Consider the following 14,515-nt stretch of genomic DNA (forward strand, 5'->3'; position numbering starts at 1 on the left):
GAAATCTGCTACTTTTTCGGTATTTCCGCCAGGCTTAACCAGGTCTGAACCACCGTATCTGGGTTAAGAGATAAACTGTCGATTCCCTCATCCATTAGCCACGCTGCAAAGTCTTCATGATCGGATGGACCTTGTCCGCAGATACCCACGTATTTCCCTTCTTTTTTCGCCGCGCGGATGGCCATTGAAAGCAAGGCTTTAACCGCTTCATCACGCTCGTCAAACAGTGCGGACACCACGCCGGAGTCTCTGTCCAGTCCCAGCGTCAGCTGAGTCATATCATTCGAGCCAATAGAGAAGCCGTCGAAGTATTGCAGGAACTGTTCAGCCAGCAGCGCATTGGACGGGATCTCGCACATCATGATCAGCTTGAGTCCATTCTCGCCGCGCTTCAGGCCCTGACGCTCTAACTCCTCGACAACAGCTTTAGCCTGCGCGACGGTACGGACGAACGGCACCATGATTTCAACGTTGGTCAGTCCCATATCGTTACGCACACGTTTTACGGCTGCGCACTCCAGCGCGAAGCAGTCACGGAAACTGTCTGCCACGTAGCGACCTGCACCACGGAAGCCGAGCATCGGGTTTTCCTCTTCAGGCTCGTAGCGCTCGCCGCCCACCAGGTTTGCGTATTCGTTGGTTTTGAAATCGGACAACCGTACGATGACGCGCTTCGGTGAAAAGGCGGCGCCCAGGGTGGAGATCCCTTCGGTCAGACGCGCAATATAGAACTCAACCGGATCGTCGAAGCCTTTCATCATCGAGCGGATTTGCTTCTGCAGTTCCGGGGTTTGCTGATCAAACTCCAGCAGCGCTTTAGGGTGCACACCTATCATGCGGTTAATGATGAATTCCAGACGAGCGAGGCCCACGCCTTCATTTGGCAGGCAGGCAAAGTCGAAGGCACGATCGGGATTGCCGACGTTCATCATGATTTTCAGCGGCAGCTTCGGCAGCTCATCAACCTGTGAACTCTTCACTTCAAAGTCCAGCAGATCGTTATAGACGTAGCCGGTATCCCCTTCAGAACAGGAAACCGTGACCTTGTGGCCATCCTTAAGAATATCCGTCGCGTTGCCGCAACCGACCACCGCAGGAATACCCAGCTCACGGGCGATGATCGCCGCGTGGCAGGTACGTCCGCCACGGTTAGTGACAATCGCCGAGGCTTTTTTCATGATCGGTTCCCAATCCGGGTCGGTCATGTCGGTAACCAGCACGTCACCTTTCTCAATGCGGTTCATTTCGCTGATGTCGTGAATGACTTTGACTTCACCGGCACCGATGCGATGGCCGATTGCACGTCCTTCCACCACCACCGTACCTTTGCCCTGCAGCGTATAGCGCTCCATCACCTGCCCGTTGGAACGGACGGTTTCCGGGCGTGCCTGTACGATAAACAGTTTGCCGGTATGGCCATCCTTCGCCCACTCAATGTCCATCGGACGCTGATAGTGCTTCTCGATCAGCATCGCCTGGGTGGCTAAGGCTTCAATCTCTTCACTGGTCAGGCTGAAGCGATCGCGCTCTTCTTCAGGCACATCCTCAATTCGCACCTGCTCACCGTGCTCTTGAGAGTCGGCATAAACCATGCGGATTTTTTTGGATCCCATGTTACGACGGACAATCGCCGGCCGGCCGGCAGCCAGCGTCGGTTTGTGCACATAGAATTCGTCGGGGTTAACCGCGCCCTGCACCACCATTTCACCGAGGCCATAAGCCGCAGTGATAAATACCACCTGGTCGAAACCAGATTCGGTATCAATGGTGAACATCACGCCTGCAGAACCCAGATCTGAACGCACCATACGCTGAACACCGGCAGACAGCGCCACGCCACGATGGTCGTAGCCCTGATGCACGCGGTAAGAGATGGCGCGGTCGTTAAACAGGGAAGCATAAACATGCTTAATGGCAATCAGCACGGCATCGAAGCCCTGCACGTTAAGGAAGGTTTCCTGTTGGCCGGCGAAGGAGGCGTCCGGCATATCTTCTGCCGTGGCGGAAGAACGCACCGCGAATGAAGCTTCCGCATCATCGGAGGAGAGCTGCTCGTAGGCTTCACGTACGGCCTGTTCCAGCGCGGGCTGGAAAGGTGTTTCGACAATCCACTGGCGGATTTGCTTACCCGCTTTTCCCAGTTCATCAATATCATCAATATCGGTCTTATCCAGCAGATCGTAGATACGCTGATTGACGCCGCTTTGATCGAGGAACTGATTGAATGCATCTGAGGTCGTCGCAAAGCCGTTCGGTACAGAAACGCCGAGCGAGGACAAATTAGTAATCATTTCACCCAGGGAAGCATTTTTGCCACCCACCCGATCAACATCGTTCATGCCAAGCTGGTTATACCAGAGCACAAGCGGCAGTTCGCCTTTATTGGACATTGAAACAATCCTTTTAAGATTAATGAATAATATGAGGACAGAGTAGTGCGTTTTGAGCCTGGCACATTCCGGTGTTGGAAAGAAACTGTTGAATCGATCAAGCGGATTAAAAATGTCATTTTAAGAAAACTCCGCGCTGTTTTGCGGCGTTGCGCAACGAAGGGAATAAGATAAGTCTTTATCTTTCAGTCGCCTGCTCACAGTTTTATCTTTATCAGAGTAAACGGGTTGCGCAACAAAACTTGATGAAGAATTAGAATGCTTTTTTAACTAAGGGCTATTTTTATGAATAATAAAAGGGAACGTCATTTCATAAATCGGCTTTTTTTCGCTTTAATCTCAGTTTATAAAAATAAAAAGTTCATATCATTAACTTATGGAGCGTTTATTTTATTTTGCAGGCAACATCACTATTTGCTTTCACAGGCTGGATTAATTTAGTCTGAAATGATGCACAGCGAACGGAGATAAAATGGACGTGAACAGCGAGAGAAGTGTTTTTTATATTTCAGATGGCACAGCGATTACGGCTGAAGTGCTTGGACATGCGGTGCTGTCCCAGTTTCCGGTCGGGATCAACAGCGTAACCCTGCCGTTTGTGGAGAATGTGCAGCGCGCGCAGGCGGTCAAGGCACAGATCAATGCCTTATACCTGAAAAGCGGCGTACGTCCTCTGGTGTTTATTTCTATCGTGACGCCGGAGGTCCGGGAAATCATTCTGCAGAGCGACGGTTTCTGTCAGGACATCGTCCAGTCGCTGGTGGCACCATTGCAGCAGGAGTTGGGCATTGCGCCCGCGCCGGTCGCCAACCGTACCCACGGCCTGACGGCCAATAACCTGGGCAAATACGATGCCCGTATTGCCGCGATAGATTATACCCTGGCGCATGATGACGGGATTTCCCTGCGTGGGCTGGAAGATGCCCAGGTAATTTTACTGGGCGTTTCGCGCTGCGGTAAGACCCCCACCAGCCTTTACCTGGCGATGCAGTTTGGTATCCGCGCCGCCAACTATCCTTTTATCGCCGATGATATGGATAACCTGAAGTTGCCCCCTGCGTTGAAGCCTTTTCAGAATAAGTGTTTTGGGCTGACCATCGATCCGGAGCGTCTGGCCGCCATCCGTCAGGAACGGGCGGAAAACACCCATTACGCCTCGATGCGTCAGTGTCGCCTTGAAGTGGGCGAAGTTGAGGCGCTGTTCCGCACCACCCAAATTCGTTACCTCAACAGTACCAATTACTCGGTGGAAGAGATCGCTACCAAGATCCTCGACATCATGGGACTGACCCGCCGGATGTATTAATTAGTGATATTTATCGCGTTACGCCCGATTAGCGGGCGTTTGCGGTTGAAATCATCGCTGGTTGGTTTATTGTGATCGCCATCACTTCCCGGTACTCCTGCCGCTGCGAAGAAAAAAATTTAGAGATGGTTATGAACAAAACAGATGAACTGCGGACCGCGCGCATCGAGAGCCTGATTACGCCTGATGAACTGGCAAAACGGCACCCGATCACCCCGGCCATCGCAGCCAACGTCACCGACTCCCGTAAGCGTATTGCCCGTATTCTCTCCGGCGAAGATCCTCGTCTGCTGGTGGTGATTGGCCCATGTTCCCTGCACGATCCCGAAGCGGCGGTCGATTACGCCCGCAGGCTGTGTGTACTGCGTGAGAAGCACCAGTCGCGCCTTGAAATCGTTATGCGCACCTATTTTGAAAAACCGCGTACCGTTGTCGGCTGGAAAGGATTGATTTCTGACCCGGATCTGGATGGCAGTTTCCGCGTGAATCACGGTCTGGAGATTGCCCGCAAACTGCTGCTGGACATCAATGCGTTAGGCATGCCGACCGCCACCGAGTTCCTCGATATGGTGGTTGGGCAGTTTATCGCTGACCTGATCAGCTGGGGTGCCATTGGGGCCCGCACCACTGAGAGCCAGATCCACCGCGAAATGGCGTCAGCTCTCTCCTGCCCGGTCGGGTTTAAAAATGGTACCGATGGCAATATTCAGATTGCCGTAGATGCGATCCGCGCCGCAAGAGCCAGCCATATGTTCCTGTCGCCGGACAAGCATGGTCAGATGACCATCTACCAGACCAGCGGCAATCCTTCCGGCCATGTCATTATGCGTGGCGGTAAACAGCCGAACTATCATGCGGAAGATATTGCAGCGGCCGCAGCCAGCCTGCGTGAGTTCAAACTGCCGGAGCAGCTGGTGATCGACTTTAGCCATGGCAACTGCCTGAAGCAGCATCGCCTGCAAAAAGAGGTGTCAACGTCGGTCGCACAGCAGATCCGTGAGGGCTCGCGGGCCATTGCCGGCGTGATGATTGAAAGCTTCCTGCAGGAGGGTACGCAGAAGGTTGAGTCCGGCAAACCGCTGGTGTACGGCCAGTCGATTACCGACCCGTGCCTGAACTGGGAAGACAGCGAAGCCGTGCTGGCGCAGCTGGCTGCGGCGGTGGATGCTCGCTTCTGAGGGTAAAGCGTTAACTTCAGTGATGGGATGCAGCAACCCCGCTGCATCCCCTTTGCTCACCTGCGATCCCCACCTGCCAGTCGACATCGAAGATCACGGTCGGCCCTGCAATCGCCACTAAAATCAGCTCGAACAGCTTACTTCAAGTTTTTTGCCCCAGTCTGGCGGGCGCTGCATCAAATCGGCAAATTCTGGCGCGTCCGCATAAGGCTGGCTCAGCGCCTGATGCAATCTGCTCAGCACGCTGATGTCATCCTTTTCGGCCTGCTCGATCGCCTGCTGTGCCAGGTAATTACGTAACACGATGGCGGGATTGGCCTGCTTCATCTGCTGCTGGCGATCTTCATCGCTACGCTCTTCTTCCAGCACACGCTGTCGCCAGATGTTGTACCAGCTGTCAAACGCCTCACGATCGATAAACTCGTCACGCAGCGGTGAAGTGGATCCCTGCTGTACCGAATCAGACAGCTGACGGAAGGTCCAGGTGTAGTCGCTACCCTCTTTGGTCATCAACGCCAGTAACCCGGTCAGGATATCGTTGTCATGCTTGCCCTGCGTGGTGAATCCAAGTTTGGCGCGCATCTGCTGGCCCCAACAACGCATCAGCTCGGGCTCGTATTCTGCCAGCGCCTGCTTCAGCTGCTCGGTGGTCATCAGGCCCGACAGCGCATGAGCCAGGCGATTCAGGTTCCACAAGCCCACCACCGGCTGATTTTCAAAGCTATAACGCCCCTGGTAATCTGAATGATTACAGATAAAGTCAGGCTTGTAGTCATCAAGGAATCCGTAAGGACCGTAATCCAGCGTCAGGCCCAGAATCGACATATTGTCGGTATTCATCACGCCGTGAGCGAAGCCCACGCTTTGCCAGTGAGCAATCAGGCGCGCGGTTCTGCGGACGACGTCAGTAAACCACAACCGATAGCGATCCTCTTCGTCCTGCCACTGTGGCCAGTGATGGCGGATGGCATAATCGGCGAGTTCGCGGACTTTTTCCGGCTGCTGATTATAAAAGAAGTGTTCGAAGTGACCAAAACGCAAATGGCTTTCCGCCACGCGCAGCAACATCGCCCCGCGCTCCGTGGTTTCACGGTAAACGGGCTCATCGCTGGTCACCACAGTTAACGCGCGGGAAGTGGGGACGCCAAGATGATACATCGCTTCAGAGGCCAGGAACTCGCGCAGAGAGGAACGTAAAACGGCCCGACCATCACCCATGCGGGAATAAGGCGTTAAGCCCGCCCCTTTCAGGTGCCAGTCCATTTTACGGCCATCCTCCAGCCGTTGCTCACCCAGCAAAATCCCTCTTCCGTCGCCTAACTGACCGGCCCAGACGCCAAACTGATGGCCACTGTATACCTGCGCCAAAGGCTGCATGCCCGGCAGCAGAGACTCGCCGCTCCAGATACCAATTTTATCCGCAGCAAACCAGCTGTCATCAAGCCCCAGCTCAGCGGCAAGCCCGGCACTGTGATAAAGCAGACGTGGATTTTTTAACGGCGTGGGCGTGAGCGCGGTGTAAAACCCCTCAAGCTCCTGATGCCAGGTGTTAGTAAACTGCATGAGATCCCCTTGCGATATGCCCGTGCGGTCGCGACCGGACCGCAGGCAAACTATCGGTTAGTGTAAACCGCCTCGCAGCAGCTTAACACGGATACTGAAAGGGGTTATTAATGCGGCAGGCCCTGCAACTCTTTAGGAGGATGAATCAATGACGAGAGCGCGTCTTCGCCCACGGGCGAAAATAGTGCGCTTTGTATTCCGTCAAACTGGAAATGGCTAATCTTTTCCAGACCGGATAAATCATCAATTCCCTGAACGATTATCTGATGGCAGTGCGGTTTGATATGATCCAACACTGTACTTATAAATGGTTTAAAAGATAGCTTGTTGATATTGTGTTTAATAAAGCCTTTGTCGAGTTTGATGCGGTAGAACAGATCGTCATACACCGCTTTCGACGGCGCTTTACCGGATCCGTAATTTTCCAGACTTAAGTCAAATCGCTCACTTAAAGCCATTAATTCCGGATGGTCTTTACCCAGTTTTAAATTCGGGAAGCTTTCATTAATTTCAAGCTCAAGCCATTCCAGCGCATCCAACTTTTTCGCCAGAAAATCACTATCAAGGATCGCCTGTGAGGTGATGTCATCAATTTTCAGCGTCACCTTCACACCCTGCTGGCGAAAGAAGTCGTGATGTTTTTCAATGCTGGCTATCTGGCTTTGCAACAGAAGAATACGTTGTTCGCTGTCCATTTGCGGCAGCAACATTTCTTGCGGCATGGCGACATTGGCTGTGGTATGGGAAAAATGCGTCAACAATTCGACAGCGATTAAAAGGCCGTCAAAGCTGTAAACTGGGTAGAATGCTGTGTAACTTTTATAATCCGCTTCCAGATGGATTTTCATTTTATTCAGCCATGATGAAGTGCCAATTCGTGCACCCTGCTTCACCGCTAATGGCAATTAACAGTGCCAATATTAAGTGAGATTGTCGCATAAAAAGCAAAATAGACAGGGTGAGGCCCGTTGCGAAACAGTAAACTATCACACAATTGATAAGAAAGATGCTGAGCAGTTTATCGGTTCACTGGTGTTTAAGCACCAACTTGTCATTAACTTCAACATCTCTTTACTAAAATTTGACGTAATGCTGACATAAAAAGAGACTTAAGGGAAATTGAATTATTTTATCCCGGGTGGGCAATGCGTTATTTAATATCATCCCATAAATCAAATGACGAATAAATGAGCTTTATCTGTAATTGCTTAGCACGCTAAATATAAGGCGGATCAAATTCGTCTTGCCTGCCAGAACACTTTTTTCCAGTAAACGTTATTTAAAGAAGAACGAATCACACCCTGGCTGGTTGAAGCATGAATAAATTGATCGTCGGTATCGTAGATCCCAACATGCAGACCATTTTCGCCACTGCCCGTTTTAAAAAAGACCAGATCGCCTGGCAGCAATTCATCTTTGCTAATGCGGGTGCCGATATCGGTTTGTGCAACCGTCGTGCGGGGAAGTTGCAGATCAAAACGATCGCGGAAGGTCAGATAGACAAAGCCCGAGCAGTCAACGCCACCCCTTCCCATGCCGCCATAGCGATAGGGCGTGCCGTGCCACTGGCTAAGCTGCTCATTCAGTTGGGCAATCACCGTAATTGAATCGGACAAACGCCCATTGGGTGGCGGTGCATGGCGACTACAGCCCGCAAGAATAATGACGATCAGCAACAGCCAGTAGCGCATAACGGAGATCCTTCTGAGATGACGACTTACTCTACCTGCAAACGGGGTTTTCAGACAACAATGTCCGGCTAATCAGAGGAATGTGGTGAGGATTTGGTGATTTTCCACACTCAGTCGCCGGAACGGCACGTCAAAGACCTTGCTCAGCCCTTCGGGTTGCAGAACCTCATCAACGGTGCCCTGCTGAACCAGCGCCCCCTGTTTCATCAACCAGACGCGGTGAGCGTGGTGCAAACTGTGGTTGATATCGTGCCCGCTCATGATAATCGTCAGCCCCTGCGCCACGCAGCTGGCCAGATAACCATCAAACGCGGCCTGCTGAGCCAGGTCCAGCCCGGTCAGCGGCTCATCAAGCAGCAGGAGTTTGCCGTCGGGCTGAGACATCTGAAATAACACCGCGGCCAGGCGAACGCGCTGCCATTCCCCTCCCGACAGTTGGCTCAGCGGTCTGGCCAGTTTATCCACCAGCTTGAAGGTCTGGCAAAGCGCCATCAGTGCCGCCTCATCGGTTACCGCATTGTGCAGCGTGAGGTAGTGCCAGACCGGCATTCTGCCAGCGGGCACCTGCTGTTGTGCCAGATACGCCCGCGTTCGTGCCAGCGCACTGTGACGCCAGGCTTGCAAAGGCTGCCCCGATAGCAAAATGGTCCCTTCTCCGGGCAGCATACCGGCCAGACAGGCCAACAGAGAGCTTTTACCGGCGCCATTCGGCCCCAGCAGATGGATAAGCTCTCCGGCGTTCACCTCAGCGTTAAATGGCGCAAGGCGCTGCTTAATGGCAACACCCTCACACTGCAACAGCATTTATTTTGCCAAAGCCTGTTTAATCGCACTCTCAATCAGCGGATCGGCGGGTTCCATATCCGGCGAGAAGCGCTGGATCACCGTGCCGTCGCGACCGATCAGGAACTTCTCGAAATTCCACAGGATGTCGCCAGGCTCTTTCGGCGCACGGCCTTTGCTGGACATGCGCTCGAGGAAACCACTGTTATCGGGTGCGCTGGCCGTAGGCTGCGCCGCCACCAGCTGTTGATACAGTGGATGACGATCCGGGCCATTGACCTCGATTTTGCTAAACATCGGGAAGGTCACGCCATAGGTGGTGCTACAGAAGGTTTTGATCTCTTCTGCGCTGCCAGGTTCCTGACCGAGGAATGCATTGCACGGGAAGCCCAGCACCGAAAAGCCTTTCTCCTGCCAGTTTTTCTGTAAGGCTTCTAACTGCTCGTACTGAGGGGTAAGCCCGCATTTGGATGCCACGTTCACCACTAACAGTACGTCGCCCTGCCAGTTCGCCAGAGAAGTCTGTTCGCCATCCAGCGTTTCCAGTTTTGTGTCGAAAATAGTCATCGAGTGTTCCTGTTCAGTAGAGAGTGAAAAAGGGAGGCCGCTATGGCCGGTTGCGTAACAGTAACCAGATAAAGACCGGAGCGCCGAGCGTTGCCGTCACCACCCCAATCGGTAATTCTGCCGAAGACATGGCGACTCTGGCCAGCACATCAGCGGCCAGTAATATCGCCCCACCAGCCAGCGCACAGGCAGGCAACAGCATACGATGATCGTTGATGCCATTGAGGCGCAGGATGTGCGGGATAACCAGCCCAATGAACCCAATCGCGCCCGCCAGCGCCACGCTGACACCGGTGAGCCAGCCGATGCTCAACACCAGCAGATTGCGCCACATCAGTAAAGGCAGGCCTAACTGCCTGGCAGAAATTTCGCCCAGCGCAATCAGGTTCATCACCCGCCACAATGAGCAGAGCCAGATCAGCACCGGCAGCAACGCCAGCATTAACCAGCGATAACGCCAGTCTACGCCACTGAAACCGCCCATCATCCAGTACATCAACTGCCGTAAATCGAGATCGGTACTGAAATAGACTGCCCAGGTCATCACCGCACTGCAGATGATCCCCAGCGCCACGCCCGCCAGCAGCAGGCGGCTGTTAGAAAGATGCTGACGGGAAAACCTGAGCAGGATAAGCGTGACCACCAGCGCGCCGAAGATGGCACACAGGCTGATTTGCCAGAGCCCGGCAGCACCGGCAAAAATACACAGCACCAGCCCAACCCCTGCCCCGTTAGAAACGCCTAACAGACCGGGTTCGGCCAGCGGATTTTCAAACAGCGCCTGCATCACCGCGCCCGCAACGGCCAGCGAGGCGCCCACCAGCAATACCGCCACCGTTCTTGGCAGACGCAGTTGCCAGACATACAGCGAATTATCCGGCATAAACCAGTCGACAGGCATCAACCAGCGATCGCCGGCTGACAAACTCAGCATTATCATCAGCAGGCTAAAGACCAACAAACCTGCCAGCCAGCGCCGCTGGTGCTGCCGGGCGCTTTTCATGTGTTCAGAAAGCAGCGTCATGGTTCACTTCATATGAAAAAGGCCGCATAAGCGGCCTTTTTGACTAGCAGAAATCAGTCTTCTTTCGGTGTTGCGTTCTCGACCCGGCTTTTCAGCTTCTGACCAGGTCGGAAGGTAACCACACGACGCGCCGTGATTGGAATATCTTCACCAGTCTTGGGGTTTCGTCCCGGACGTTGGTTTTTGTCGCGAAGGTCGAAGTTGCCAAATCCTGACAGTTTCACCTGTTCACCGTTTTCCAAAGCACGACGTACTTCTTCAAAAAACAGTTCAACCAGCTCTTTGGCATCCCGTTTGCTAAGCCCCAGCTTCTCAAACAGGTATTCAGACATCTCAGCTTTTGTAAGCGCCATAGGTTCAATCCCTCAAGGATGCTTGGAATCGCTCTTTCAGTGCCTCTACGCATTTTGCAACGGTAGCGGCAATCTCATCTTCTTCGAGTGTCCGGGCGGTATCTTGCAAAATCAGGCTGATAGCGAGGCTCTTAAAACCTTCATTTACGCCCTTACCGCGGTACACGTCAAACAAGTTTACGCCAACTACCTGATTTACGCCAACTTTCTTACACTCTGTGATGATATCTGCTGCAGGGACGTTTTCAGCCACTACAACGGCGATGTCGCGACGGTTTGCCGGGAAACGGGAAATGCCGCTCGCATCAGGCAGGACGCGGTCTGACACCTTGTCCCACTCCAGTTCAAACACCACAGTACGGCCGTTAAGATCCAGTTTCCGTTCAAGTTCTGGATGCACCACACCGATAAATCCGATGCGATCGCCGCGTAAATAAATTGCTGCGCTCTGTCCCGGGTGCAAAGCAGGATTTGCTTCAGCGCGGAACTGAATCTCAGACAATTTACCGGTAAGTTCGAGGACGGACTCCAAATCACCTTTCAAATCATAGAAGTCAACTGCCTGACGCGCCAGATCCCAATGCTCTTCATTACGCGTACCGCTGATCACACCGGCCAGCATAACATCCTGACGAATGCCAAGGTTTGCCTGAGTATCAGGCACAAAGCGTAGGCCGCTTTCAAACAGACGCACACGGCTTTGCTGACGATTCTGGTTATACACCACCGCAGATAGCAGGCCCGTCCACAGCGAAAGACGCATCGCCGACATTTCAACCGAGATTGGGCTTGGCAGCACCAGATTCTCTTCGCCCGGGTGCAGCAACGCCTGGATCTTAGGATCGACGAAGCTGTAAGTGATCGCTTCCTGATACCCTTTATCGACCAGCATCGATTTCACGCGCTTGAGCGACAGATTCGCTTCGCGGTGCTTAGTCATAATCAGGCCGGCCTGCACCGGCACGTCTGGAATGTTGTTATAGCCATACACGCGAGCCACTTCTTCGACCAGGTCTTCTTCGATTTCCATATCGAAACGCCAGCCCGGCGCGACCGCCTGCCAGAAACCCTCACCTTCGGTCACTTCACAGCCCAGACGACGCAGAATGTCGCTGACTTGATCATCAGATACAACGTGGCCAATCAGACGGTCCAGCTTTTCACGGCGCAGCGTGATGGTGGCACGCTTTGGCAACGTCTCTTCATTGGTGACATCGATAACCGGGCCAGCTTCGCCGCCGCAGATGTCCAGCAACAGACGCGTTGCGCGCTCCATCGCCTTGAACTGCAGTTGCGGATCAACGCCACGCTCATAACGGTGTGAGGCGTCAGTATGCAAACCGTAGCTACGCGCACGTCCGGTGATGGAGAGCGGGTTGAAGAACGCGCACTCGAACAGCACATTGCGGGTCTCTTCGTTCACACCTGAGTGTTCACCACCGAAGATGCCACCCATGGCCAACGCTTTCTGATGATCGGCAATCACCAGCGTGTCCGCTTTGAGTTTGGTCTCGGTACCGTCCAGCAGAGTCAGCAGTTCACTCTCTTCTGCCAACCGCACCACGATACCGCCTTCGAGACGATCGAGGTCGAAAGCATGCATCGGCTGGCCCAGTTCAAGCAGCACAAAGTTAGTGATGTCGACAACCGGATCGATAGAGCGGATGCCACAACGACGCAGCTTCTCTTTCATCCACAGCGGCGTTGCCGCCTTAACGTTAATGCCTTTCACCACCCGGCCCAGGTAACGCGGGCAGGCTTCTTTCGCGTCAACACGGATTGGGAAGGTATCCTGGACTGTTGCTACCACCGGTGAGATGTCTGGCTCAGTCAGGGTCATTTTGTTCAGTACGGCCACATCACGTGCCACACCAATAATGCCCAGGCAGTCCGCACGGTTCGGCGTGACGCTGATTTCAATGGTGCTGTCATCAAGCTTCAGGAACTCACGGATGTCCGTTCCAACCGCCGCATCCAGCGGCAGCTCAATAATCCCGTCATGATCGTCGGAAATACCCAGCTCAGAGAAGGAGCACAGCATCCCTTCTGAAGGTTCGCCGCGCAGCTTGGCTGCTTTAATTTTAAAATCACCTGGCAGCACGGCACCGACCGTCGCTACGGCGACTTTCAGTCCCTGACGGCAGTTAGGCGCGCCACAGACGATATCCAGCAGGCGATCGCCGCCCACATTAATTTTAGTGACGCGCAGTTTATCTGCGTTTGGGTGCTGGCCACATTCCACCACTTCACCCACCACCACGCCATGAAACGCCCCGGCGACAGCTTCAACGCCATCCACTTCCAGGCCTGCCATGGTGATCTGTTCTGACAGTGCTGCACTATCAATAGCCGGGTTAACCCACTCACGTAACCAGAGTTCGCTGAATTTCATTGGTTTGACCCGCCCTTATTTAAACTGTTTGAGGAAACGTAAATCATTTTCGAAGAAGGCGCGTAAATCGGTCACGCCATAGCGCAACATGGTAAGACGCTCCATACCCATCCCGAACGCAAAGCCAGAGTAAACTTCTGGATCGATGCCGACGTTTCGCAGAACGTTAGGGTGAACCATGCCGCAGCCCAGCACTTCCAGCCACTTGCCGTTTTTACCCATCACATCCACTTCGGCAGACGGTTCGGTAAACGGGAAGTAAGAAGGACGGAAGCGAACCTGCAAATCTTCTTCGAAGAAGTTGTTCAGGAAATCGTGCAGCGTGCCTTTCAGGTTGGTAAAGCTGATGTTTTTATCAACGATCAGCCCTTCCATCTGATGGAACATTGGCGTGTGGGTCTGGTCGTAATCGTTACGGTAGACACGGCCCGGGGCGATGATACGGATTGGCGGCTGCTGGTTCTTCATGGTGCGGATCTGCACGCCAGATGTCTGGGTACGCAGCAGGCGAGTCGCATCAAACCAGAAGGTATCGTGATCGGCACGTGCCGGGTGATGGCCAGGAATATTCAGCGCATCAAAGTTATGGTAGTCATCTTCGATTTCCGGGCCCGTTTCCACGGCAAAGCCCAGTTCACCAAAGAAGGTTTCGATACGATCGATGGTACGGGTTACCGGGTGCAGGCCACCGTTCTCGATACGACGGCCAGGCAGTGAGACATCAATGGTCTCTTCTGCCAGACGCGCGTTTAGCGCAGCCGACTCCAGCGAGTCTTTACGCATGTTCAGCGCTTCCTGAACCTGCTGCTTGGCTTCGTTGATAACCGCGCCGGCTGCCGGGCGATCCTCCGCAGGCAGTTCACGCAATGTTGTCATCTGCAGCGTCAGATGTCCTTTTTTCCCCAGATATTCAACGCGTACCGTATCTAACGCGGCAACATCGTGAGCATCAGCGATGGCCGCTTTCGCGTTAACCACCAGTTCTGCGAGATGTGACATGCTTTCCTCTTCTTCCAGCCGCCGTGGCCGGTCTGTTTTTTTATGTGGACGAGCATTCGTCCGTTATCAGCTACGCCAGAAACAAAAAAGCCTCCACGGGGGAGGCTTTAAGCGCGATTTTTCGTTTCTTTTCTTTGCGCACAAGCCCCGATATTCAGGTGCTAAAGTAAAAAAAGAAACGGAAAATAGCAGCATTCATGCTTGCGATACCTTGTACAGAAAGAACGGGTGGGGCTTCAGTGAACAAAAAATAAAAGAGGGAGACAAGC

General features: G+C 53.4%; 13 protein-coding genes and 1 other annotated feature. Of the genes, 2 read left to right on the forward strand and 11 right to left on the reverse strand.

The genetic code is table 11. The features are described from left to right. Positions 1–8: 8 nt before the first annotated feature. Positions 9–2,390: a phosphoenolpyruvate synthase gene (gene ppsA, locus AC0IXH_RS07700; RefSeq protein ID WP_013201917.1), complete on the reverse strand. Its 2,382-nt coding sequence runs from the start codon at positions 2,388–2,390 to the stop codon at positions 9–11. Between the two features lie 472 nt (positions 2,391–2,862). Here ppsA and ppsR point away from each other — a divergent pair, with 472 nt between their 5' ends. Continuing rightward, complete coding sequence (gene ppsR, locus AC0IXH_RS07705) at positions 2,863–3,696, forward strand: posphoenolpyruvate synthetase regulatory kinase/phosphorylase PpsR (protein WP_013201916.1); 834 nt, start codon at positions 2,863–2,865, stop codon at positions 3,694–3,696. A gap of 131 nt (positions 3,697–3,827) precedes the next feature. Beyond that, the gene (locus tag AC0IXH_RS07710) at positions 3,828–4,874 is read left to right on the forward strand and encodes a 3-deoxy-7-phosphoheptulonate synthase (protein ID WP_338568867.1); all 1,047 of its coding nucleotides are present in this window, start codon (positions 3,828–3,830) and stop codon (positions 4,872–4,874) included. A 123-nt stretch (positions 4,875–4,997) separates the two neighbouring features. On the opposite strand, the gene AC0IXH_RS07715 is transcribed toward AC0IXH_RS07710, so the two are convergent. The 10 genes from AC0IXH_RS07715 to pheM all read right to left on the reverse strand — a co-directional run bounded on the left by AC0IXH_RS07715 (position 4,998) and on the right by pheM (position 14,445). Further along, a complete protein-coding gene (locus tag AC0IXH_RS07715; RefSeq protein WP_013201914.1) occupies positions 4,998–6,437 on the reverse strand; it encodes a protein adenylyltransferase SelO in 1,440 nt (479 codons plus the stop codon). A 107-nt stretch (positions 6,438–6,544) separates the two neighbouring features. Continuing rightward, entirely contained in the window at positions 6,545–7,285 is a 741-nt protein-coding gene (locus AC0IXH_RS07720) for an EAL domain-containing protein (RefSeq protein ID WP_105759143.1), read from the reverse strand. Positions 7,286–7,669: 384 nt separating this feature from the next. After that, on the reverse strand, positions 7,670–8,128 hold the full coding sequence (locus tag AC0IXH_RS07725) for an NlpC/P60 family protein (RefSeq protein WP_471720284.1): 459 nt from the start codon (positions 8,126–8,128) through the stop codon (positions 7,670–7,672). 72 nt (positions 8,129–8,200) lie between these two features. Then, the gene (gene btuD / locus AC0IXH_RS07730) at positions 8,201–8,932 is read right to left on the reverse strand and encodes a vitamin B12 ABC transporter ATP-binding protein BtuD (protein WP_013201911.1); all 732 of its coding nucleotides are present in this window, start codon (positions 8,930–8,932) and stop codon (positions 8,201–8,203) included. Next, positions 8,933–9,478, reverse strand: coding sequence for a glutathione peroxidase (locus tag AC0IXH_RS07735; RefSeq protein WP_013201910.1), 546 nt, complete (start codon positions 9,476–9,478; stop codon positions 8,933–8,935). Positions 9,479–9,518: 40 nt separating this feature from the next. Then, the gene (btuC, locus tag AC0IXH_RS07740; RefSeq protein WP_013201909.1) at positions 9,519–10,502 is read right to left on the reverse strand and encodes a vitamin B12 ABC transporter permease BtuC; all 984 of its coding nucleotides are present in this window, start codon (positions 10,500–10,502) and stop codon (positions 9,519–9,521) included. Positions 10,503–10,555: 53 nt separating this feature from the next. Continuing rightward, positions 10,556–10,855, reverse strand: coding sequence for an integration host factor subunit alpha (gene ihfA / locus AC0IXH_RS07745; protein ID WP_004157378.1), 300 nt, complete (start codon positions 10,853–10,855; stop codon positions 10,556–10,558). Positions 10,856–10,859: 4 nt separating this feature from the next. Beyond that, a complete protein-coding gene (pheT, locus tag AC0IXH_RS07750) occupies positions 10,860–13,247 on the reverse strand; it encodes a phenylalanine--tRNA ligase subunit beta (protein WP_013201908.1) in 2,388 nt (795 codons plus the stop codon). Positions 13,248–13,262: 15 nt separating this feature from the next. Next, the gene (gene pheS / locus AC0IXH_RS07755) at positions 13,263–14,246 is read right to left on the reverse strand and encodes a phenylalanine--tRNA ligase subunit alpha (protein ID WP_053143492.1); all 984 of its coding nucleotides are present in this window, start codon (positions 14,244–14,246) and stop codon (positions 13,263–13,265) included. An 80-nt stretch (positions 14,247–14,326) separates the two neighbouring features. Then, positions 14,327–14,450: a sequence feature (Phe leader region), on the reverse strand. After that, positions 14,401–14,445 carry a pheST operon leader peptide PheM gene (pheM, locus tag AC0IXH_RS07760; protein WP_001386830.1) on the reverse strand — a complete coding sequence of 15 codons (45 nt, stop codon included), beginning with the start codon at positions 14,443–14,445 and terminating at the stop codon, positions 14,401–14,403. (Overlaps the previous feature by 45 nt.) Positions 14,451–14,515 lie beyond the last annotated feature (65 nt).

The organism is Erwinia sp. AC075 (assembly GCF_979253995.1).

Bases quoted from the DNA above. Each gene is read 5' to 3' on its own strand.
- AC0IXH_RS07715 (WP_013201914.1), bottom strand. From the start codon at position 6,437: ATGCAGTTTACTAACACCTGGCATCAGGAGCTTGAGGGGTTTTACACC.
- ppsA (WP_013201917.1), bottom strand. From the start codon at position 2,390: ATGTCCAATAAAGGCGAACTGCCGCTTGTGCTCTGGTATAACCAGCTT.
- ppsR (WP_013201916.1), top strand. From the start codon at position 2,863: ATGGACGTGAACAGCGAGAGAAGTGTTTTTTATATTTCAGATGGCACA.
- AC0IXH_RS07735 (WP_013201910.1), bottom strand. From the start codon at position 9,478: ATGACTATTTTCGACACAAAACTGGAAACGCTGGATGGCGAACAGACT.
- AC0IXH_RS07710 (WP_338568867.1), top strand. From the start codon at position 3,828: ATGAACAAAACAGATGAACTGCGGACCGCGCGCATCGAGAGCCTGATT.
- pheS (WP_053143492.1), bottom strand. From the start codon at position 14,246: ATGTCACATCTCGCAGAACTGGTGGTTAACGCGAAAGCGGCCATCGCT.
- AC0IXH_RS07725 (WP_471720284.1), bottom strand. From the start codon at position 8,128: ATGCGCTACTGGCTGTTGCTGATCGTCATTATTCTTGCGGGCTGTAGT.
- ihfA (WP_004157378.1), bottom strand. From the start codon at position 10,855: ATGGCGCTTACAAAAGCTGAGATGTCTGAATACCTGTTTGAGAAGCTG.
- btuD (WP_013201911.1), bottom strand. From the start codon at position 8,932: ATGCTGTTGCAGTGTGAGGGTGTTGCCATTAAGCAGCGCCTTGCGCCA.
- btuC (WP_013201909.1), bottom strand. From the start codon at position 10,502: ATGACGCTGCTTTCTGAACACATGAAAAGCGCCCGGCAGCACCAGCGG.
- AC0IXH_RS07720 (WP_105759143.1), bottom strand. From the start codon at position 7,285: ATGAAAATCCATCTGGAAGCGGATTATAAAAGTTACACAGCATTCTAC.
- pheT (WP_013201908.1), bottom strand. From the start codon at position 13,247: ATGAAATTCAGCGAACTCTGGTTACGTGAGTGGGTTAACCCGGCTATT.